This is a genomic window from Streptomyces sp. SKN60 (assembly GCF_026236535.1).
Lineage (GTDB): Bacteria > Actinomycetota > Actinomycetes > Streptomycetales > Streptomycetaceae > Streptomyces.
The window spans coordinates 86,290-105,613 of sequence record NZ_JAHTMW010000012.1 but is presented as its reverse complement, the minus strand read 5'-3'; the positions used below and the strand labels follow the sequence as shown (position 1 = coordinate 105,613).

20 protein-coding genes are annotated in these 19,324 nt (G+C 73.5%); 11 read left to right on the top strand and 9 right to left on the bottom strand.

All coding sequences use genetic code 11. The features are described 5' to 3' along the window. Positions 1-55 precede the first annotated feature (55 nt). A complete protein-coding gene (locus tag KV205_RS21255) occupies positions 56-1,123 on the bottom strand; it encodes an oxidoreductase (RefSeq protein WP_265866083.1) in 1,068 nt (355 codons plus the stop codon). A gap of 62 nt (positions 1,124-1,185) precedes the next feature. Between KV205_RS21255 and KV205_RS21250 the strand changes: the two genes are divergently transcribed. The 3 genes from KV205_RS21250 (at position 1,186) to dapD (ending at position 3,158) form a co-directional block, all read left to right on the top strand. Then, entirely contained in the window at positions 1,186-1,506 is a 321-nt protein-coding gene (locus KV205_RS21250; protein ID WP_265866082.1) for a multidrug efflux SMR transporter, read from the top strand. Then, positions 1,506-2,051, top strand: a complete 546-nt coding sequence (locus tag KV205_RS21245) for a TetR/AcrR family transcriptional regulator (RefSeq protein WP_265866081.1) — start codon at positions 1,506-1,508, stop codon at positions 2,049-2,051. The genes KV205_RS21250 and KV205_RS21245 overlap by 1 nt, the downstream gene beginning before the upstream one ends. A 123-nt stretch (positions 2,052-2,174) precedes the next feature. After that, positions 2,175-3,158 (top strand): 2,3,4,5-tetrahydropyridine-2,6-dicarboxylate N-succinyltransferase, encoded by a 984-nt coding sequence (gene dapD / locus KV205_RS21240; RefSeq protein ID WP_265866080.1) that lies wholly within the window; start codon positions 2,175-2,177, stop codon positions 3,156-3,158. A 72-nt stretch (positions 3,159-3,230) separates the two neighbouring features. Here dapD and KV205_RS21235 read toward each other — a convergent pair whose 3' ends face one another. Further along, positions 3,231-3,677: a GNAT family N-acetyltransferase gene (locus KV205_RS21235; RefSeq protein WP_265866256.1), complete on the bottom strand. Its 447-nt coding sequence runs from the start codon at positions 3,675-3,677 to the stop codon at positions 3,231-3,233. Positions 3,678-3,714: 37 nt separating this feature from the next. Next, positions 3,715-5,556 (bottom strand): endonuclease/exonuclease/phosphatase family protein, encoded by a 1,842-nt coding sequence (locus KV205_RS21230; protein ID WP_265866079.1) that lies wholly within the window; start codon positions 5,554-5,556, stop codon positions 3,715-3,717. A gap of 246 nt (positions 5,557-5,802) precedes the next feature. Here KV205_RS21230 and KV205_RS21225 point away from each other — a divergent pair, with 246 nt between their 5' ends. Beyond that, positions 5,803-7,272, top strand: coding sequence for a hypothetical protein (locus tag KV205_RS21225; protein ID WP_265866078.1), 1,470 nt, complete (start codon positions 5,803-5,805; stop codon positions 7,270-7,272). A gap of 29 nt (positions 7,273-7,301) precedes the next feature. Here KV205_RS21225 and KV205_RS21220 read toward each other — a convergent pair whose 3' ends face one another. After that, on the bottom strand, positions 7,302-8,072 hold the full coding sequence (locus tag KV205_RS21220) for an SDR family NAD(P)-dependent oxidoreductase (RefSeq protein WP_265866077.1): 771 nt from the start codon (positions 8,070-8,072) through the stop codon (positions 7,302-7,304). An 88-nt stretch (positions 8,073-8,160) separates the two neighbouring features. Between KV205_RS21220 and KV205_RS21215 the strand changes: the two genes are divergently transcribed. From KV205_RS21215 to KV205_RS21205, 3 genes are read left to right on the top strand one after another with little or no spacing between them, the layout of a single operon-like run. Next, positions 8,161-9,594 (top strand): alkaline phosphatase PhoX, encoded by a 1,434-nt coding sequence (locus tag KV205_RS21215; RefSeq protein WP_265866076.1) that lies wholly within the window; start codon positions 8,161-8,163, stop codon positions 9,592-9,594. 43 nt (positions 9,595-9,637) lie between these two features. Continuing rightward, the gene (locus KV205_RS21210) at positions 9,638-10,384 is read left to right on the top strand and encodes a GntR family transcriptional regulator (RefSeq protein ID WP_265866075.1); all 747 of its coding nucleotides are present in this window, start codon (positions 9,638-9,640) and stop codon (positions 10,382-10,384) included. A 26-nt stretch (positions 10,385-10,410) separates the two neighbouring features. Next, on the top strand, positions 10,411-11,430 hold the full coding sequence (locus tag KV205_RS21205; protein ID WP_265866074.1) for a 1-aminocyclopropane-1-carboxylate deaminase: 1,020 nt from the start codon (positions 10,411-10,413) through the stop codon (positions 11,428-11,430). 29 nt (positions 11,431-11,459) lie between these two features. On the opposite strand, the gene KV205_RS21200 is transcribed toward KV205_RS21205, so the two are convergent. Continuing rightward, positions 11,460-12,650, bottom strand: coding sequence for a TerD family protein (locus KV205_RS21200; RefSeq protein ID WP_265866073.1), 1,191 nt, complete (start codon positions 12,648-12,650; stop codon positions 11,460-11,462). Between the two features lie 36 nt (positions 12,651-12,686). Next, on the bottom strand, positions 12,687-12,926 hold the full coding sequence (locus KV205_RS21195; RefSeq protein ID WP_265866072.1) for a hypothetical protein: 240 nt from the start codon (positions 12,924-12,926) through the stop codon (positions 12,687-12,689). Between the two features lie 54 nt (positions 12,927-12,980). Here KV205_RS21195 and KV205_RS21190 point away from each other — a divergent pair, with 54 nt between their 5' ends. Further along, positions 12,981-13,946 carry an AraC family transcriptional regulator gene (locus tag KV205_RS21190; RefSeq protein ID WP_265866070.1) on the top strand — a complete coding sequence of 322 codons (966 nt, stop codon included), beginning with the start codon at positions 12,981-12,983 and terminating at the stop codon, positions 13,944-13,946. A gap of 198 nt (positions 13,947-14,144) precedes the next feature. On the opposite strand, the gene KV205_RS21185 is transcribed toward KV205_RS21190, so the two are convergent. After that, positions 14,145-14,993 (bottom strand): NAD(P)-dependent oxidoreductase, encoded by an 849-nt coding sequence (locus KV205_RS21185; protein ID WP_265866069.1) that lies wholly within the window; start codon positions 14,991-14,993, stop codon positions 14,145-14,147. 180 nt (positions 14,994-15,173) lie between these two features. Here KV205_RS21185 and KV205_RS21180 point away from each other — a divergent pair, with 180 nt between their 5' ends. Beyond that, positions 15,174-16,106 (top strand): 5-dehydro-4-deoxyglucarate dehydratase, encoded by a 933-nt coding sequence (locus tag KV205_RS21180; protein WP_265866068.1) that lies wholly within the window; start codon positions 15,174-15,176, stop codon positions 16,104-16,106. Further along, positions 16,103-17,251: a hypothetical protein gene (locus tag KV205_RS21175; RefSeq protein ID WP_265866067.1), complete on the top strand. Its 1,149-nt coding sequence runs from the start codon at positions 16,103-16,105 to the stop codon at positions 17,249-17,251. Before KV205_RS21180 ends, KV205_RS21175 begins: the two co-directional genes overlap by 4 nt. Here KV205_RS21175 and KV205_RS21170 read toward each other — a convergent pair. Then, positions 17,185-18,162 (bottom strand): DUF2867 domain-containing protein, encoded by a 978-nt coding sequence (locus KV205_RS21170; protein ID WP_265866066.1) that lies wholly within the window; start codon positions 18,160-18,162, stop codon positions 17,185-17,187. The two genes, KV205_RS21175 and KV205_RS21170, sit on opposite strands and share 67 nt — an antisense overlap. A gap of 55 nt (positions 18,163-18,217) precedes the next feature. Here KV205_RS21170 and KV205_RS21165 point away from each other — a divergent pair, with 55 nt between their 5' ends. Further along, positions 18,218-18,820 (top strand): TetR/AcrR family transcriptional regulator, encoded by a 603-nt coding sequence (locus KV205_RS21165; protein WP_265866065.1) that lies wholly within the window; start codon positions 18,218-18,220, stop codon positions 18,818-18,820. Here the strand turns inward: KV205_RS21165 and KV205_RS21160 are convergent. After that, positions 18,810-19,244, bottom strand: a complete 435-nt coding sequence (locus KV205_RS21160; RefSeq protein WP_265866064.1) for a hypothetical protein — start codon at positions 19,242-19,244, stop codon at positions 18,810-18,812. The genes KV205_RS21165 and KV205_RS21160 overlap by 11 nt on opposite strands. Between the last annotated feature and the right edge of the window lie 80 nt (positions 19,245-19,324).

Sequence of the window (19,324 nt, the reverse complement as noted above, 5' to 3'; positions counted from 1 at the left end):
GCCCTTCGTGCTGCTCGGACGCCCGCTGCTCAGCCGGCCTGCTCAGCCGGTCTGCTCAGCCGGTCTGCTGGGCCAGGAGCGGGGCCAGGTTCTCCCTGCGGATCCGCTGGTCGACGTAGACCAGGCCCATGACCAGCGGCTGGAAGGGGGCGATGAGCGCCTGGGTGATCACTCCCGCGATCGAGAGGATCAGCAGCACGCCGCCGAAGGCGGACAGCGCCTCGCCCGGGGTGATGTCGTCGCCCGGCGCGAGGGCCAGCATCGGGACACCGGCCACGGCCTGGATCACCTGCTGGACGGCGAAGCTGACCATGCCGGCGATCAGGCCGGCGGCGAGCAGAAAGCCGAAGGTGCGCCACCAGGAGCCCTTGACCAGGGCGGAGGAGCGGCGCAGCGAGGCCATGGCGCCCTGCTGCTCGATGACGGCGACCGCCGGGGCCAGGCTGAACTTGATCTGCAGCCACAGGGCGAACGGCACGGTCGCCAGCATGCCCAGGAGGACGAGACCGCCGACGATGGCGAGCCCCTGCCCGTTGTCGAGGGTGCTGTTCTCACTGGCCGCGATGGCCGAGAAGATCGCCGCCATCAGGAGGCCGAAGCCGACCAGGGCGAGCAGCATCGGCACCATGACGGCCAGGAAGGTGAGGAAGACCGAGCCGATCACGGCGCCGAGCCGCGAGCAGGCGCGCCGCCAGACCTCGCCGAAGCCGATCGGGCGGCCGAGGACGGCCTCCTGGAGCACGGCCGGGGCGGCGGCGGAGACCAGCCCGTTGGCGACCACCGCCACGATCACGGCGGCCAGCCAGACGATGCCGAAGGCGACGAACAGCGGCGCCGGGTCCGAGACGTCGGGCGTCTGACCGGAGGGTGTGTCGAAGATCCGGGTCAGCGTGTCACCGGCGACGGCCCAGGCGGCCAGGAGCGCCCCGCCCACCACCGCGGCGAAGCCCGTGTAGGCGATCAGGGCCACGCCGACCAGCGGCTTCCAGTAGCGGCCGTAGGTGCTGAAGGCGCCGGTGAGGATCTCGCTGAAGCCGAGCGGCGCCAGGGGTATGACGCCCGGCTTCGGCGGCGGAGGCGGGGGTGGGTAGCCGTATCCGTACGGCCCCGAGGGGTATGTCATGCGCACACCGTATAGGCAGCGGCTGTGTACGGGCGTACACAGCGATGCGTACACTCGTACACATGGGATACGGACTGCTCGCGGGGGCCATAGCGGCCGAGATCGCCGCCACCACCTCCATGAAGTACAGCGAGGGCTTCACCAGGCTCGGCCCCTCCCTGATCACCGGCGCCGGCTACCTCCTCGCCTTCGCGCTGCTCGCCCGCGCCCTCAAGACCCTGGAGATCGGCACCGCCTACGCCATCTGGTCCGGCATCGGCACCGCCGCCGTCGCCGCCATCGGCGCCCTCTTCCTCGGCGAGTCCATGAACCTCGCCAAGATCACCGGCCTCGTCCTCATCATCGCCGGGGTCGCCGTGCTCAACCTCGGCGGAGCCCACTGATGGCACGCCCCCGGCGCCACGACCCCGAACGGCGGGACCGGATCGTCGACGCCGCCCTGCGGGTCGTCGGCCGCGCCGGGATCGCGGGCCTCAGCCATCGCACGGTGGCCGCCGAGGCCGACGTGCCGCTCGGCTCCACCACGTACCACTTCGGCTCCCTCGACGAACTCCTCGTCGCCGCCCTGCGCCGGGTCAACGGCACCTTCGGGGCGCGGCTCCGGCAGGGCCCCGAGATCGCCGCGCCCGACCTGGCCGCCGGTCTCGCCGCGCTCATGGGGGAGTGGCTGGCCGCCGAACGCACCGGCGTGGAGCTGGAGTACGAGCTCTACCTCGCCGCCCTGCGCCGCCCCGCCCTGCGCCCCGTCGCCGCCGAGTGGTCCGACGAGGTCGTCACCGCCCTCGCCCCGCGCACCGGACCCGTCACCGCGCGGGCGCTCGTCGCGCTCATGGACGGCATCTCCCTCCAGGTGCTGCTGACCGGCGCCCCGTACGACGAGGGGTACGCGCGCGAGATGCTGGCCCGGATCCTGAACCCCGGATCCTGAACCCGGGATCCTGAACGAAGGCCCGAAGAGCCGCTCCCCGGGCTTGTCGGAAGGCACGGACGGCACGACCGGCACCTGAGACCGGTTGGCCCGCGCGGGGGCCCGACCGTTAGGTTTTCCGTCATGACCACTGCTCCCCGCTCCACCGGCGCCGTCGCCGCCGGCCTCGCCACCATCGCCGGCGACGGCACCGTTCTCGACACCTGGTTCCCCGCCCCCGAGCTGATCGACGCCCCCGGCCCGGCCGGCACCGAGCGCCTGGACGCCGACGCGGCCGTCAACGCCCTCGGCGAGGGCGCCGCCAAGGCCCTCGGCGTGGACGCCCGCCGCGGTGTCGAGGTGGTCGCCGTGCGCACGGTCATCGCCTCGCTCGAGGACAAGCCGCTCGACGCCCACGATGCCTACCTGCGTCTGCACCTGCTGAGCCACCGCCTCGTGCAGCCGCACGGCCAGAGCCTCGACGGCCTCTTCGGCCTGCTCGCCAACGTCGCCTGGACCTCGCTCGGCCCGGTCGCCGTCGACGACATCGAGAAGGTGCGGCTCAACGCCCGCGCCGACGGCCTGCAGCTCTCGGTCACCTCGATCGACAAGTTCCCCCGCATGACCGACTACGTCGTGCCCGCCGGCGTCCGCATCGCCGACGCCGACCGGGTCCGCCTCGGCGCCCACCTCGCCGCCGGCACCACCGTCATGCACGAGGGCTTCGTCAACTTCAACGCCGGCACCCTCGGCACCTCCATGGTCGAGGGCCGCATCTCCGCCGGCGTCGTCGTCGGCGACGGATCCGACATCGGCGGCGGCGCCTCCACCATGGGCACCCTGTCCGGCGGCGGCAACGTGATCATCTCCATCGGCGAGCGCTGCCTGATCGGCGCCGAGGCCGGCGTCGGCATCGCGCTCGGCGACGAGTGCGTCGTCGAGGCCGGTCTGTACGTCACCGCCGGCACCCGGGTCACCATGCCCGACGGCGAGATCGTCAAGGCCCGTGACCTCTCCGGCGCCGACAACATCCTCTTCCGCCGCAACTCGGTCACCGGCGCCGTCGAGGCCCGCCCGAACAACGCGGTCTGGGGCGGCCTCAACGAGATCCTGCACAGCCACAACTGAGCCGCAGCACGGTGAAGAGCGGCCCGTCGCCTCGGTGGTTCACCGCCCGGGGCGGCGGGCCGCTCCGCGTGCTCAGAGCGCGAGCTTGAAGCCGTCGTGGCTGCGGGCGAAGCCCAGCGAGGCGTAGAAGCGGTGGGCGTCGGTCCGGGACTTGTTGCTGGTCAGCTGGACGAGCGCGCAGCCGCGGGCCCTCGCCCGGTCGATCGCGGCGTCCATCAGCGCCCGGCCGAGCCCGCCGCCGCGCCGGTCGGCCCGGATCCGGACCGCCTCGATCAGGGCGCGCTCGGCGCCGCCCTTGCCGAGGCCGGGGATGTAGGTGGCCTGGAGACAGCCGAGGACGAGACCCTGCTCGTCCACCAGCACCAGCAGCTCGTTGCGCGCGTCGGCCTCGATGTCCGCGAACGCCCGCTCGTACGCGGGGCTCACGGTCACCGAGGCCGGGTCGGTCACCCGCTCCTCGTCGGCGAGGAGCGCGAGGACGGCGGGCAGCTCGGCACGGGTGGCGGGACGCAGCACGATCACGGCCGCAGTCTCGCACACCCGTGCTAGCGGATGATCACGGACGGAAGCGCAGCACCTGCGGGTCGTGGTCGCTGTTCTGGTCGGCGAACTCCGCGTTGATGTGCACGCTGTCGTACTCGAAGTGGTGCACCCCGGGGCTGGTCAGGATCTGGTCGAGGACCTGGCTGTTGCCCTGGTAGACGTACGAGTAGCGCTCGCTCACCGGCAGGGACTTGACGGCCGGGTACAGCGCGCCGCCCGCGGTCAGCGCCTGCGTGGCGCCGGAGAACTCGAAGTCGTTGATGTCGCCGAGGACGAGCACGTCCGCCTGCTTGTCGACCGCCAGGACGTCCTTGACGAAGGCGTTGACGGCCTGGCCCTGGAGCAGCCGCTTGACCTCGGAGGACCGGGTCGGCGGCTGGTGGTGCGAGACGATCGACTCGTCGCCGCCCTTGGAGCCGAAGTGGTTGGCGACCACGATGACCGTCCGGCCGCGGAAGCGGAACTCGCCCGCGAGCGGCTTGCGGCTGTCCTGCCAGGCGGCGTTCGACGGGTCGATCCGGCCGGGGGAGACGGTCAGGTGCGCGTCGCCCTTGGTGCCGGTCACCGCGGTGGCGGTGGTCGCGTCGCCGCCCGGGCGGTCCACGAAGGAGACCCGCGCGGGGTTGAAGAGGAAGACCTGACGGATGTTGCCGCCGGGCTCGCCGCCGTCCTTGAGGTTCTCCGGGTCGATCGAGCGCCACTCGTACGCCGGACCGCCGGCCGCCGCGATCGCCGCGGTGAACTTCTTCAGCGTCTCGCCGGCCGTCACCGTGCCGTCGTTCTTGGCGCCGTTGTCGTCCTGGATCTCCTCCAGGGCGACGATGTCGGGGGAGGCCAGGTTCTCCACGACCGCCTTGGCGAGCGCGTCGAACTTCGTCTGCGGGTCGGACGGGTCGAGGTTCTCCACGTTGTACGTGGCGACCGCCAGCTCGTTCTTGTGCTGGCGCTCGGTCACCTCCCGCTCCAGACCCAGGTCCACGCTCCGGCCGAGCGTGTTGGCGACCAGGGTGTAACCGCCGTACTGGTTGAAGTCCAGCGGACCCTCGGTGGTGCCGGCCAGCCAGTCGCCGACGTTCAGCTTGGGGAAGGGCTGCTGGGCGACCGGGGCGAGCTGCTGGATCTGCAGCCGGCCGGTGTTCTGGGACTCGTACGAGCCGTAGAGCGTGCCGCCGCGGCGGTTGTCGTTCTCGAACGGCTTCACCGTCACCCACAGCTCGTTGTACGGGTCGGTGGCGCCGACCACGCGCGAGGAGCCGATCCGGACGTTGGTGCCCTCCAGGGACTCGTAGTAGTCCAGGGCGTACTTCTCCGGGTCCAGGGTGAGCCCGTTGATCGAGCCGCCGGCCGCCGGGTCGCCCTCGGGGGCGTACGCGCCGGGGACTGAGCCGGACCAGACGGTGACCGGGGCCGGGACCTGGTTGCCCTGGGACAGGACGGTGATCACCGGCTTGGAGATCTGGGTCAGCGACTGGTTGCCCGAGTTCAGACCGCCCGGGACGTACTCGGTGACCGAGCCGTTGACGCTCACGGCGTCGCCGACGGCCACGGTCGGCACCGAGCTGGTGAAGACGAAGATGCCCTCGCTCGTGGCCGGGTCGTCGTCCGCCTGCGGGTCCTGCATCCAGAAGCCGCGCGAGCCGAAGGTGCGCACGCCGGTGACGACGCCGGTCACGCCGGTGACCGGCTTGCCGGCCAGCGGCGAGACGCGGGTGGTGCCCTGGATGTCGTGGATCCGGACGGGGGCCGCGGTGGTCGCCCCGTCGGCCGCGGCGGCCGAGCCGCCGAGCAGGCCGGCGGCGAGGGCGGCGGAGACGACGGCGGCGACGGCGGCCGATCTCGGTATGGAGGAAGACATCAAGGTGCTCCGTGAGGGTTTGGACGAACGGTCGAACGATCTACGCGCGTCAATTTCCTTGGAGAGCCGTTGTCTTGTCAAGGGTCGACGGGTGTACGAAGGCTGACGCCGGTGTGAACCGACGGACCGCCCCCGGAATGCGTCTACGCTGAAGGCCGCCCGAGGCAGCACCGGAACGCTGCCCGAAGCTCCGCCCGCAACACGGCCCGCACACCGCCCGCACACCCGCCGAGGAGAACACCCGAGATGGCACCGGACCGCCCGACCCTTCCCCCCGTTCGGCTGCGCGCGGACGCGGAACTCGCGCGGGACGCCCTGGCGGCCCCTCTCCTCACCCGCGCCGTCCGGCTCGCCCGCTGGGCCGGCCCGGACACCCGGGTGGGCGCGGGCGGCGAGCTCGTCGACGAGCAGCTGCCCGTCGCGGCGGAGTTGCTCGGCCTGGCCGACGACGAGGACGGCGAGGCGTACGCGAGCGAGGCGTGGCGGGTCGCGGTCGACACCGGTCTGGTGGAGGTCGAGGACCCGGCGGAGGAGGGCTCGGCGGACTCGGCGGACGGTGACGCCGGGACGGCTCGGCCCGGCGCGAACCTGGCGCTGCTCACCGGCGGCTCGCCCCACGACGTCCTGTCCATCTGGCTCGACGCCCTGGAGACCGCCTTCGCCGACGCCACCGCGCCGTACGTGGACGACCTGGAGGCGCTGGTCGGCGAGGACGGCACTATCGACTTCGAGGCCCTTGACTGGGACCCGGAGGGCGAGGCGGACTTCCTGGAGGGCGTCCTCGGCAACCTCTATCTGCTGACCGTCAGCGAGGGCGGCCCGGGCGAGGGCCCGGTGCCGCTGCCCGCGCTCGCCGCGTCGATGGTCGTCCCCGACGACATGGGGGAGCCGACCGACGACGTCCTGGAGCAGGTCTCCGACGCGATGATGCGGCTCGACGAGCAGTTCCGGATCCTGGAGCCGATCGGCCTCGTCGCGTACGCGCCGGTCGACGAGGCGCTGATGGTGGAGGCGGGGGCGGAGGGCGCCGCGTCGGAGGTGCCGTTCGACGAGGAGGACGTCAGCCGGTACGGCATGGTCCGGCTCACGCCGCTCGGTCTGTACGGCGTGCGCGCCCGCATGCTGGAGGCCGGGCTCGTGGTGCCCGCGGTCGGCGAACTCGCCGACAAGGGCGCCGAGGTCCTCCTCGACGGCATCGCCCACTACCCGCAGGAGGCGGCGCGCGCCGAGACCACCGGCTGGCTCGCCGGCCGCGAGGCCCCGGCCGCCGCGCGCGAACTCCTCGACGCCGCCCGCGGCTCCGACCCCGGTGCCCCGCTGCGCCGCCTCCACGCCCAGCAGGCCCTCTCCCTCGTCGGCCCCGACGCGGAGCCGGCCGTCCGCGAGGTCCTCGACGACCGCGAACTCGGCGGCCTCGCCCGTGTCTGGCTCGCCGAGCGCGGCGCCGCCGACATCCCGGCGCCGCCCGAGTCCATGATCTTCTGGCTCGCCGTCGACACGATCGCCGCCCACCTCGACGCGGAGGGCGACCCCGAGGAACTGCAGGACCTGATCCAGGGCCTCACCGCCGGCCACGGCGGCTTCTTCGAAGCGGCCTGGCGCGTCGACCACCCGGCCACCGCCGACGTCCTGGACGCGATGGGCCGCCTCCACCCCGACAAGCCCTCGGCGAAGGAGGCCCGCAAGGCGGCCTTCAAGGCGAGGTCCCGCGCCTGAGCCCCGGTGGCCCCCGCCCCGGCGGGCCCTCACGTCCGCAGGTGCGACGCCCCGTTCATGTCCAGGACCGTGCCCGACGCCCACTCCGCCGCCGGCGAGGCCAGCCACAGGACCGCCGCGGCGATCTCCTCCGGCGTGGCCACGCGGCCGAAGGGGCTCTGGGCCAGGATGGCCGCGCCCTCCGGGCCGGTGAGACGGGGGGCCACGCGTTCCGTGGTGAAGAAGCCGGGGGCGACGGAGGCGACGGCGATGCCGTGCGGGGCCAGGGCGATCGCGAGGGACTGGCCGAGGGCGTGGACGGCGGCCTTGGTGGCGCCGTAGGCGGGGTGGTCCGGTTCGCCGCGGAAGGCGCCGCGGGAGCCGATGTTGACGATGCGGCCCGGGGCGCCCGCGGCGATCATGCGACGGGCGGCGAGCTGGCTCACGTACGCCGTGCCGAGCAGGTTCACGGAGACGTGGCGCTGCCAGAGCTCCACCCACTCCTCGTACGGCGTCGTCGCCGGCGGGTGCGGCAGGTTGACGGCCGCGTTGTTGACCAGGACGTCGAGCCGGTCGCCCAGGCCCTCCGCCGCGCCGGAGACGACGGCCTCCGCCGCGGCCGGGTCGGAGAGGTCGCCGGAGACCAGGACGTGGCCGGTGCCGTCCAGGGACGCCAGGGTCGCGCGGGCCTCGTCGGCGCGGGAGCCGTAGTGGACGGCCACCCGGTCGCCGTTGGCGGCGAAGGCGCGCGCGACCGCGCGGCCCAGACCGCGCGAGGCACCGGTGACGAGGACGCTGCGTCCGGAGGCAGGCAGGTTCATAAGGGGTCGCCTTTCTGTTCAAGCGCCGTTTATACGGGGGCGCGAGCGTGTGCCGCGACACCGGGTGACGACAGGAAGAAGAACCGTCATGTCCCTCAACCGCAGAGAGTTCACCAAGCACTCCGCCGCCGCGGGCGCCGCACTCGCGCTCACCGGCGCCGTCGGCGCGCTCGCCACCGCCCCGCAGGCGCTGGCCTCCGAGGACCACGACCACGGCGCCGACAACGGGCACGGCCACGGCAACGGCCACCGTCTCGGCTACGGCGAGCTGATCGCCGACCCCGAGGGCATCCTCGCCCTGCCCGAGGGCTTCACCTACCGCGTCATCACCCACAGCGGTGTCACCCGCCTGGAGTCCGGCGAGTTCACGCCCTCCAACCACGACGGCACCGCCACCTTCGCCGGGCCGCGCGGCACCACGTACCTCGTGAACAACCACGAGCTCAAGGGACCCCGCTCCAAGTGGGCCCACCCGGTCCCGCTCGCCGAGGGCCTGGTCTACGACCCGGCGGCCTCCGGCGGCTGCACGGTCGTCGAGGTGCACCGCGACGGCACCGTCGCCGAGTGGGTCGGCATCGCCGGCACCTCCACCAACTGCGCGGGCGGCAGCACCCCCTGGGGCACCTGGCTCACCTGCGAGGAGAACTCCGACCTGGCCGGGGTCAACGGCATGACCAAGGATCACGGCTACGTCTTCGAGGTCGACCCGCACGACCGCCGCGCCAACCGCGCACCGAAGCCGATCAAGGCCTTCGGCCGCTATGACCACGAGGCCGTCGTCATCGACCCCAAGCGCGGCCACGCCTACCTCACCGAGGACGCCGCCGGCCCCAACGGCCTGTTCTTCCGCTGGGTTCCGCCGCAGGGCTTCGAGCACGGCCGCGGCCGCCTCGCGACCCTCGCCGACGACGCCGGCCGGCTCCAGGCCCCCAAGTGCTACGACTCCGCCGGCACGTTCGTCGACGACCTGTCCCGTGCCACGAAGATCGGCACCGTCTACGGCGTCGACTGGGTCGACGTCCGGGACCGCGACGGCCGCACCACCCCGGTCCGCAAGCAGTTCGGCGCGGCCGACGTCACCCGCGCCCGCAAGCTGGAGGGCATGTGGTGGGCCGACGGCGGCGCCTACATCGTCTCCTCGTACGCCCGTGAGGAGAGCCCCGGCGCCCCGCACGACGGCCAGGTCTGGTTCTACGACCCCAAGCGCCGCACCCTCACCCTCAAGGTGCTGCTCGGCGTCAACGCCAACCCGGACGTGGACGGCGCCTACGACGGCCCGGACAACATCACCGTCTCCCCGTACGGCGGCCTCGTCATCGCCGAGGACGGCGAGGGCGTGCAGCACCTCTTCGGCGCGACCGACAGCGGCCGCACCTACCCGATCGCCCGCAACGAACTGAACGACAGCGAGTTCACGGGCGTGACCTTCTCGCCCGACGGCGACACCCTCTTCGCCAACATCCAGACCCCGGGCATCATGCTCGCGATCACCGGCCCGTGGCGTCGCCAGCCGCGCCGCTGACGCCCCTGTCGCGTCCATGAGCTGACATCTAACATGTCAGTTCATGGACGCCTTGCGGCCCGTGGGCCGGACCCTGCTGCGTGACCGGGCGTACGAGACGCTGCGCGACGCCATCGTGCGCGGCGACCTCGCGCCGGGTTCCGTGGTCAAGGACACCGAACTGGCCGAACGGCTCGGGCTCTCGCGCGCACCCGTGCGCGAGGCCCTGGCCCGGCTCGGCGACGAAGGCCTCGTCGAGACCAAGCCGCAGAGCTACACCCGGGTCACCCGGCTCGTCAGCCGGGTCGTCCGGGACGCCGCCTCCGTGGTGCGGGTGATGCACGAACTCGCCGCGCGCACCGCCGTACCGCTGCTCGGCCCCGAGGGCATCCGGGCCATGCGCGAGGCCAACGAGCGGTTCGCCGCGGCCGTGCGCGCCGCCGACGTCGACGCCGCCCTGCGCGCCGACGACGAGCTCCACCAGGTCCTGGTCGGCGCGAGCGGCAACCACGCCGTCGCCGCCACCGTCGAGCGGTACACCCCGCTGATCCGCCGCGTCGAGCGGCACCTCTTCGGCGACGCGGGCACCTGCGTCTCCGCCGCGCTGCACACGCTCCTCATCGACGCGTGCGAGGCGGGCGACACGGAGGAGGCGGTGCGGGTGACGACGGAGATATGGCGGGCCCTGGAGGAACTCGCGGACGAGGCGACGGAGCCGAGGAATGCGGCGACCAGCCCCACGGGCCCCACGGGCCTCGCAGGTCCCACCGGCCTCGCGACCGGGCCCAGGACCCCGGCGTCCACGACCTGACCCGTCACCTCACCCCGGGAGCCCGTATGCCGACGATCGCCGACCACGACCGCTACCCGCTGCTCTTCGGACCCTCGCCCGTGCACCCGCTGCGTCGGCTCACCGACCACCTCGGCGGCGCCACCCTGTGGGCCAAGCGCGAGGACTGCAACTCCGGCATCGCGTACGGCGGGAACAAGACCCGCAAGCTGGAGTACCTGGTCGCCGACGCCCTCGCCCAGGGCTGCGACACCCTGGTGTCTATCGGCGGCGTCCAGTCCAACCACACCCGCCAGGTCGCCGCCGTCGCCGCCCACGCCGGCCTGAAGTGCGTGCTGGTCCAGGAGAGTTGGGTGGAGTGGCCGGACTCCGTCTACGACAAGGTCGGCAACATCCTGATCAGCCGGCTCGCCGGCGCCGATGTGCGCCTGGTGAAGGCCGGGTTCGGCATCGGGTTCAAGGAGAGCTGGGAGCAGGCGCTGCGCGAGGTCGAGGAGGCCGGCGGGAAGCCGTACGCCATCCCGGCCGGCGCCTCCGACCACCGGCTCGGCGGACTCGGCTTCGCCAACTGGGCCTACGAGGTGGCCGAGCAGGAGCGCGCGCTCGGGGTCTTCTTCGACACGGTCGTGGTCTGCTCGGTGACCGGCTCCACCCAGGCCGGGATGGTCGCGGGCTTCGCCGCGCTCGCCGAGGACGGCGGCCCGGCCCGCCGGGTGATCGGCATCGACGCCTCCGCCGAGCCGGTCCGGACCCATGAGCAGATCACCCGGATCGCCCGCGACACCGCCGCCCTGATCGGCGTCGAGCGACCGCTCACCGCCGCCGACGTGGAGCTGGACGAGCGCTACCACGCGGGCGTGTACGGCGTCCCGGACGAGGCCACCCTGGCGGCGATGCGGCTCGCCGCCCGGACCGAGGGCATGGTCACCGACCCGGTCTACGAGGGGAAGTCGATGGCCGGTCTGGTCGACCTGGTGGAGCGGGGCGAGATCGGCCGCGACGCGACCGTCCTCTACGCCCACCTGGGCGGCCAGCCGGCCCTCAACGCGTACAGCGCGCTGTTCTAGCGCCGTCCGCACACGGGGAGCACCGCGGCTCAGAGCGCCTGGGCCGCGGGCTTCACCATGCCCCGCACGGTGCGGGACTTCACGAACTCGCCCATCGCCGTCATCTCCCACTCGCCGGAGAACTGCTTGATGAGCTTGGCCATCATCACGCCGGTCTGCGGCTCGGCGGTGGTCAGGTCGAAGCGGACCAGCTCCTCGCCGCTGGCGGCGTCGATGAGCCGGCAGTAGGCCTTGGCGACCTCGGTGAACTTCTGGCCGGAGAAGGAGTTGACGGTGAAGACCAGGCCGGTGGTGTCGGCGGGCAGCCGGCCCAGGTCGACCACGATCACCTCGTCGTCGCCCGCGCCCTCGCCGGTCAGGTTGTCGCCGGAGTGCTTGATCGCGCCGTTGAGGATCGACAGCTTGCCGAAGTAGCAGCTGTCGATGTGGTTGCGCTGCGGGCCGTAGGCGATGACGGAGGCGTCGAGGTCGATGTCCTTGCCGCGGTAGGCCGGCTCCCAGCCCAGGCCCATCTTCACCTGGGAGAGCAGCGGGCGGCCGCCCTTGACCAGGGACACCGTCTGGTTCTTCTGGAGGCTGACCCGGCCCTTGTCCAGGTTGATCTTCCCGCCGCCGGCGGGCGGCGCGGGCGGGGCCGGGGGAGCCGCCGGCGGGGCGGCGGGCATCGGGGGAGCGCTGACCGGCGCGGCCGGAGCGGCGGCGGGCGCCGGGGTCGGCTCCTCGTCCACGCTCACGCCGAAGTCGGTGGCGATCCCGGCCAGCCCGTTCGCGTACCCCTGGCCGACCGCGCGGGCCTTCCACTGCCCGTTGCGCAGATAGATCTCCATGACCACGAGCGCCGTCTCGGTGGCGAGCCGCGGCGGCGTGAAGGTGGCGAGCACGCTGCCGTCGTCGGCGTTGCGCAGGGTCGCGGTGGGCTCGATGCCCTGGAAGGTCTGGCCGGCCGCGTCCGGGCTCGCGGTCACGACGATCTTCTCGATGCCGGCCGGCACGGCGGCGGTGTCCACCAGGATGGCGTCCGGCGCGGCGCCGCCGCCCGAGCGGTAGGTGACACCGGGGCCGGCGGGCTGGTTGTAGAAGATGAAGTCGTCGTCGGAGCGCACCTTGCCGTCGGCGCCGAGCAGCAGGCCCGAGACGTCGAGCCGCACCGGGGCGGCGACGTCCACCGCCACGCGCGCGACGGTGAGAGGGATGTTCGAGCCGGGGGTCATAGCGGTCATGACCGGGGTAACGAACGAGACGCCTTTGCCGTTCCCTTACCTTCCCCGGGTTCGGCCACCTTGATTACGCGGGTGGTTCCGGGCCGTCCGCTCGTTGCCGATCTTGTACGCGCCGGTCCAGCGCGCCATCACCAGCTGTTGGTCCCCGGACTCGACCTCGGCCAGGAACTTCTGCGCGCGGGCGCCGCGCAGGGTGGCGGCGGTCCGCCCGTGATGGACGACGACGACCGTGCCGTCGGTGTGCTGCTCGTACGTGAATCCCCGTGGTGGTGGCATGACCGGCATCCTCCCGTTCCCGGTCACGTCCGTCATATGAATATTCTTTCGAACGTGGGTGGGAGCTCTTTCCGGACGCGGGACGTGGACGAGGCGCGCGAGGAGATCGACGCGCGCTATTACGCCAACTTCATGGATGTGATCGACACGCGCGGCCGGCCCTTCGCGGCCCGCTTCGACACCGTCGGCCTCGGTCCGCTGATGATCGGCGACCTCGGCTGCGGGGCCGACGTCCGGATGCGCTTCGGCGAGCTCGGCGCCTTCCATCTCAACGCCCCGCAGAGCGGCACCATGGAGCTGCGCCAGGGCCGGAGCGGGCGGCGGCTGCTCGCCACCCCTGAGGAGGCGGTGCTGCTCGACCCGTCGGGCGACACCTGTCTCGACCGCTGGAGCGGGGACTGCCGCACGCTTTCGGTCAAGATCGACGCGGCGGCGCTGCGGGACCGCCTGGCGGGGCTGCTCGGGCGCTCCCCGGACCGCAGGCTGGTCTTCGAGCCGCGCCTCGACATCACCCGGGGGCCCGGACTGAGCTGGGTGACCTTCGCCCGGCAGGTGGCCGCCGGGGCGCTCGCCGGGGACGGGCTCGCCACCCACGAGCTGGTGTCACGGCCGCTCCAGGAGGCGCTGCTCAACGGGCTGCTGCTGGCCGCCGAGCACCCCTGGCGGGACGAGCTCGCGGACCCCGCGGGACCGGTCAGGCCCGCGCCGGTGAAGCGGGCCACGGACGCGGTGCGGGCCCGCCCCGAGCACCCCTTCACCACCTCCGAGCTCGCGGCCCTCGCCCGGGTGAGCGTGCGCCGACTCCAGGAGTCCTTCCGGCAGTACGTGGGGATGTCGCCGATGGCGTACGTGCGCGAGGTGCGCCTGGAGCGGGTCCACGAGGAGCTCCGGGCGGGCGACCCGGACGGGCTGAGCGTCGGCGAGGTGGCCTGGCGCTGGGGCTTCACCCACCCGGGCCGCTTCGCGGCCCAGTACCGGGCCCGGTACGGCGAGACGCCCTCGCGCACCCTGCGCGGCTGAGCCCAGGACCCCTCGGGTGTCCGGCATGCGAACACGTCGCGTTTTGCGGACAGTTGCCGCGCTCCGCGGATCGCGGCGATCTTGACCGAAACGTATCGTCGGTTCCGTCCGCGGGCGTCATGCGTCGCCCGCGTCGATCCGGGTCCCGGCCGGCTCCCCCGCATAGTCCGGCCGGGCCTGTGTTCTCCCCGCTCGGCCTCAGTGCGGCCAGCGCGGCGGGTTCTCGCAGAAGTGGCCGCCCAGATAGCGGTCGTCGGCGCTGCCGGGGGCCGGCAGCCCGTGCTCCGAGACGATCTTCTCGGCCCAGGCTTCGGAGTCGTCCTTCGGCTCGTAGCCGAGCGCCCGGGCCGAGGAGAGGTCCCACCACTCGCGGGTGTTGGCGGAGGCGCCGTAGACCACGGTGTGGCCGACCCCGGGCGCGGTGAGCGCCGCGTGGAACAGCCGCGCGCAGTCGCCGGGGCTGAGCCACAGGGACAGCATCCGCACCGAGGTGGGCTCGGGGAAGCAGGAGCCGATCCGCACCGAGACGGTCTCGACGCCGTGCTTGTCCCAGTAGAACTGCGCCAGGTCCTCGCCGAAGGCCTTGGACAGGCCGTAGTGGGTGTCGGGCCGGTGCGGGATGTCGACCGGGAGCGGCGGCTCGCCGGGGCGCGGCCGGGGCGTGAAGCCGACGGCGTGGTTGCTGGACGCGAAGAGGACCCGGGGGACGCCCTCCTCCCGCACCGCCTCGTAGAGGTGCTGGAGACCCACGATGTTGGCCGCGACGATCTTGTCGAAGTCGGCCTCCAGGGAGATCCCGGCGAGGTGGATCACGGCGTCGACACCGCGCACGGCCTCCCGCAGCGCCGCGCGGTCGGCGAGGTCGGCGAGGATCGCGTCCGGCGCGCCGGGGACCGGGACCATGTCGAGCGACCGGATCGTGTAGCCGTACGCGGGCAGCAGTTCGCGCATGAGGGTGCCGACGCCGCCGGCGGCCCCGGTGAGCAGGACGGTGCGGGGTGCGGGGTTCAAGGGAGTGATCTCCGTCCGTAGACCGTATTCACGCATGTGGAAGGCCCGTCACGCTAGATACTGCCGGTCGCAGCGTCAAGAACGCCGCCAGTAAAGGGATTTCGCTTCTTGACCGCTCCATTGGAGCTGCCTTAGCGTGCTGCTGTTCAAGAATATGGACGGTAGTCAGAATCCTGTACAGCATCTTGTACGGAATCCGTACCACAGGGAGTGCCCGTGACCACACCCCCGCTCGCCGACCGGCTCGACGGACTGCTCTTCTTCCCCGTCACCGCCTTCGGTCCGGACGGCGCCGTCGACCTCGACGTCTTCCGCGCCCATGTGCGCGCCGGGATCGACGCCGGCGCGGGCGCCGTCTTCGCCTGCTGCGGCACCGGCGAGTTCCACGCCCTGACCCCCGAGGAGTTCCGCGACTGCGTGGCCGCCGCCGTCGACGAGGCCGCCGGCCGGGTTCCCGTGCTCGCCGGCGCGGGCTACGGCACCGCCCTCGCGATCCGCTACGCCCGGCTCGCCGAGGAGGCCGGCGCCGACGGACTGCTCGCCATGCCCCCGTACCTCGTCGTCGCCGACCAGGCCGGACTGCTCCGCCACTACACCGAACTCGCCGCCGCCACCCGGCTCGACGTCATCGTCTACCAGCGCGACAACGCGATCCTCACCCCCGACACGGCCGTCGCGCTCGCCCGCACCCCCGGCGTCATCGGCCTCAAGGACGGCTACGGCGACCTCGACCTGATGCAGCGGATCGTCAGCGCCGTCCGCTCCGCCGGCCTCGGCCTGCGCTACTTCAACGGCCTGCCCACTGCCGAGCTCACCGGCCTCGCCTACCGGGGCATCGGCGTCAGCCTCTACTCCTCCGCCGTCTTCTGCTTCGCCCCCGACCTCGCCCTCGCCTTCCACCGCGCGCTGACCACCGGCGACGACGCCACCGCCGAGCGCCTCATCGACGCCTTCTACCGCCCGCTCGTCGAACTGCGCTCGCGCGGCCGCGGCTACGCCGTCTCCCTGGTCAAGGCGGCGGTCCGGATGAACGGTCTGGACGTCGGCGAGGTCCGCCCGCCGCTGAGCGAGCCGCACCCCGAGCATCTGAAGGAGCTCGCCGCGATCCTCGACCGCGGCCGGGCCGCACTCGCCGAGGGGGCCCGGTGAGAGCGGGCGCGCCGAGGACCGGCGCCTTCCTCTACCCCTGGGACGTCACCGGCGACCCCGCCGCCCCCGGCCGGCTCGCCGCGCTCGGCCTCGACCGGATCACCCTGGCCGCCGCCTACCACTCCACCCGCGCCCTGACCCCGCGCCACCCCCGCCACCGGATCGTCACCGCCGGGCACGCCGCCGTGCTTTACCCGCCGGACCCGGCGCGCTGGCGGGGCCGCGCCCTCGCCCCGTACCCGGCGGGGGACTGGGCCCCCGGCGACGCCTTCGGAGCGGCCGCCGACGCCCTGGCCGACACGGGTCTCGCGCTGCACAGCTGGGTGGTCCTCGCGCACAACTCCCGGCTCGGCGCCGAGCATCCGGAGACCTCCGTGGTCAACGCGTACGGCGACGCCTACCCCTGGGCGCCCTGCATCGGCCAGGACGCCGTGCGCGCCTTCCTGACGGACCTCGCGGCCGAGGCGGCGGTACGGCCCGGGGCGGCCGGCACCGAGCTGGAGTCCTGCGGCTGGTACGGCCTGGCCCATCTGCACGCCCACGACAAGACCGCCGGCGTCCCGCTCGACGCCGGCGCCCAGTACCTGATGTCGCTGTGCTTCTGCCCCTCCTGCCGGGAGGGGTACGGCAAGCGGGGCGCCGACCCGGACGAGCTCGCCGCGGCGGTCCGCGCCGCCCTGGAGCCGGTCTGGCGCGGCGAATCCGCCGCACCGCTCCCGGCCCCGCTCGCGGACGCCGCCCTCGCCTGGCGCCTCGCCGCCGCCCGCACCCTCCAGGAGGCCGCCGTCGCCGCCGTCCGGGCCGCCGCCCCGCCCGGCTACCGGGTTCTGCTGCACGCCGACCCCGTCCCGTACCACTGCGGCGCCAACGCCGGCACCGACCCGGCCCAGGTCCTCGCCGTCGCCGACGGCGTGGTGACCCCGGCGCCGCACGTGGCCGCTTTCGCGGCCCACGCGCGTGTGGGGACGGTCGTCGCCGCGAACCTCACCGTCGTGGGCGGGATGGGCGGCTCACCGGGCACCCTGGCCGCGGACGCCCGCCGGGCGGCGGACCAGGGAGCCACGGAACTGAGCCTGTATCACGCGGGCCTGGCGTCCGACGCCGACCTGGCGGAGGTCCGGGAGGCGCTGGCCGGGCTGCGCTGATCCCCGGCCGGGACCCGGTTGCGCTCGCCGGCCGGGCGGGCGCCGAAGGCGATACGGCGGTGCGCCCGGCGCAGGATCAGCCGGGTCAGCAGGGGGTGGACGCGGCGGACGACCGCGAAGTAGAGCCGGCCGCGCGCGTTGTGCAGCCGTACGGCGGTGGCCAGGGTCACCGCGTCCTCGTCGATCACCACCGAGGCGCGGAAGTCCAGGTGCGAGGCGTCCTCGCCGAGCATCAGCTCGGTGTCCGACACGCCGCGGACCGGGAACGGCAGCACCTGCCGCCAGGCCAGCGGGCCCCGGGGCATGCCGGGCGGGAGCGGCATCCGGTAGGCGTCGGCGTAGTCGGGGGCCGGGACGGCGGCGTGCAGCAGCGCGGCCTCCGGCGGTACGGGCACGGTGGCCGGGCGCGCCCAGAACAGGCGGTTGACCAGGAGGGCGCGGACCGGGCGGCGGGCCGGCGGGTGGGGCAGGTCGCCGCCGAGCGCGGCCCGCTCGGCGTTGTCGAAGGCCTCCTCGACCATCGTGTCGTGCACGGGCTCGATCGCCAGCTTGAAGAAGGCGAACGCCCGGGCCCCCATGGTCACTTCGAGGACGTGGGAGATCCGGCAGCGGCCGGGACCGAGCGGCTCGACGTCGAAGCGGTGGTAGCCGCTGCCGAGGCCGTCGCCGGTGGTGTCGAAGCGGACCGAGCGGCCGGGCTGGTGGGCGCCGACCCGGTAGCGGACCCGGCCGTGGCCGCCGTCGGCGCCGACGCCGAGCGGCCGGTCGAGCACCATCGCGGGCCAGACGGGGGTCGGGAAGAGCGGGTCGTCCGGCGCGGAGAGCCGGTCGAGGAGGGCGCCGACGGTCTCGGCGGGGGCCTCGACGACCCTCTGGTGGACGTTGCGTACCGTGCGCGTTCCGGATGACATGACCGGACCTCCATACGGGAGCGTATGTTCCAACCGTACGGTACCGTACGGAAACATGCACGAGACCCCGGCCCCGGACTCCCCGGCCCGCACCGCGCGCCGCGGCGCCCGCAAGCGGCTCACCGCCGACGACTGGGCGGACGCGGCCCTCGCCGCGCTCGCCGAACGAGGCCTCGCCGGGGTCGCGGTGGAACCCCTCGCCGCCCGCCTGGGCACCACCAAGGGCAGCTTCTACTGGCACTTCGCCAACCGCGACGCGCTCGTCGCCGCGGCCCTCGCGCGCTGGGAGGAGCGGTCCACCGAGCGCGTCATCCGCGCCATGGAGGCCGCCGAACCCGACCCCGCCGCCCGCCTGGGCGCGCTGCTGCGCGGTGCGACCGCCATGGCCGCCGAGGACCCCCTGGAGGTACGGCTCTTCGCCGCCGGCGACCACCCCGAGCTCGCGGCCGCCCTCACCCGCGTCACCGAGCGCCGCGTGAACTACCTCGCCCACCTCTTCGAACTGCTCGGCTTCCCCGCCGAGCAGGCCCGCCACCGCGGCCTGCTCGCCTACACCAGCTACCTGGGCCACGCCCAGCTCGCCCACGCGACCCCGTCCGCCGTCCCGGCGGACCCCGCCTACCTCGACGCGGTCATGGAGGCCCTGCTCAGGCCGTGACCCGCGCCGCCCGCCGGGATTCGACGCGCAGGGCGATGCCCGTGACCAGGGCGCCCAGGCCCTCCCAGAGGCCGACGCCGAGGAAGCCGGCGGGGGCGCGGTCGGTGAGGACGGCGAGCGTGAAGACCGAGAAGGTGAGGAAGCGGAAAGGGACCGTCCAGCGGAAGAAGGCCTTCCAGTCGGCCAGGGCCGCCAGGACGTAGTAGACGCCCATGTTGAGGGCCGCCATGGAAGAGGCCGTCAGGAAGAGCAGGGTGTGGTCGTCCGCCGCCCGGTCCGCGCCGGGGACCGGGGTCAGACCCATGAGGCGGATCGTGGTGTCGGGGGAGACCAGGCCCACCACGCCGAGCGCCGCGGCGAGGACGCCGAAGACGCCCATGGTCCAGCCGGACGGGGAGCGGGGCAGACGCACGTTCGAGAGCATGCACCCTGCATACCGTGCGGCGGGGACCGGGCACCAACCGGCCCCCGCCGTCCGTCACTTCGGGCAGCCGATGCGGCTCG

Bases quoted from the DNA above. Each gene is read 5' to 3' on its own strand.
- KV205_RS21220 (WP_265866077.1), bottom strand. From the start codon at position 8,072: ATGAACCTGCCTGCCTCCGGACGCAGCGTCCTCGTCACCGGTGCCTCG.
- KV205_RS21230 (WP_265866079.1), bottom strand. From the start codon at position 5,556: ATGTCTTCCTCCATACCGAGATCGGCCGCCGTCGCCGCCGTCGTCTCC.
- KV205_RS21170 (WP_265866066.1), bottom strand. From the start codon at position 18,162: ATGTCATCCGGAACGCGCACGGTACGCAACGTCCACCAGAGGGTCGTC.
- KV205_RS21185 (WP_265866069.1), bottom strand. From the start codon at position 14,993: ATGCGTGAATACGGTCTACGGACGGAGATCACTCCCTTGAACCCCGCA.
- KV205_RS21205 (WP_265866074.1), top strand. From the start codon at position 10,411: ATGCCGACGATCGCCGACCACGACCGCTACCCGCTGCTCTTCGGACCC.
- KV205_RS21250 (WP_265866082.1), top strand. From the start codon at position 1,186: ATGGGATACGGACTGCTCGCGGGGGCCATAGCGGCCGAGATCGCCGCC.
- KV205_RS21210 (WP_265866075.1), top strand. From the start codon at position 9,638: ATGGACGCCTTGCGGCCCGTGGGCCGGACCCTGCTGCGTGACCGGGCG.
- KV205_RS21245 (WP_265866081.1), top strand. From the start codon at position 1,506: ATGGCACGCCCCCGGCGCCACGACCCCGAACGGCGGGACCGGATCGTC.
- KV205_RS21255 (WP_265866083.1), bottom strand. From the start codon at position 1,123: ATGACATACCCCTCGGGGCCGTACGGATACGGCTACCCACCCCCGCCT.
- dapD (WP_265866080.1), top strand. From the start codon at position 2,175: ATGACCACTGCTCCCCGCTCCACCGGCGCCGTCGCCGCCGGCCTCGCC.
- KV205_RS21225 (WP_265866078.1), top strand. From the start codon at position 5,803: ATGGCACCGGACCGCCCGACCCTTCCCCCCGTTCGGCTGCGCGCGGAC.
- KV205_RS21215 (WP_265866076.1), top strand. From the start codon at position 8,161: ATGTCCCTCAACCGCAGAGAGTTCACCAAGCACTCCGCCGCCGCGGGC.
- KV205_RS21165 (WP_265866065.1), top strand. From the start codon at position 18,218: ATGCACGAGACCCCGGCCCCGGACTCCCCGGCCCGCACCGCGCGCCGC.
- KV205_RS21195 (WP_265866072.1), bottom strand. From the start codon at position 12,926: ATGCCACCACCACGGGGATTCACGTACGAGCAGCACACCGACGGCACG.
- KV205_RS21160 (WP_265866064.1), bottom strand. From the start codon at position 19,244: ATGCTCTCGAACGTGCGTCTGCCCCGCTCCCCGTCCGGCTGGACCATG.
- KV205_RS21200 (WP_265866073.1), bottom strand. From the start codon at position 12,650: ATGACCGCTATGACCCCCGGCTCGAACATCCCTCTCACCGTCGCGCGC.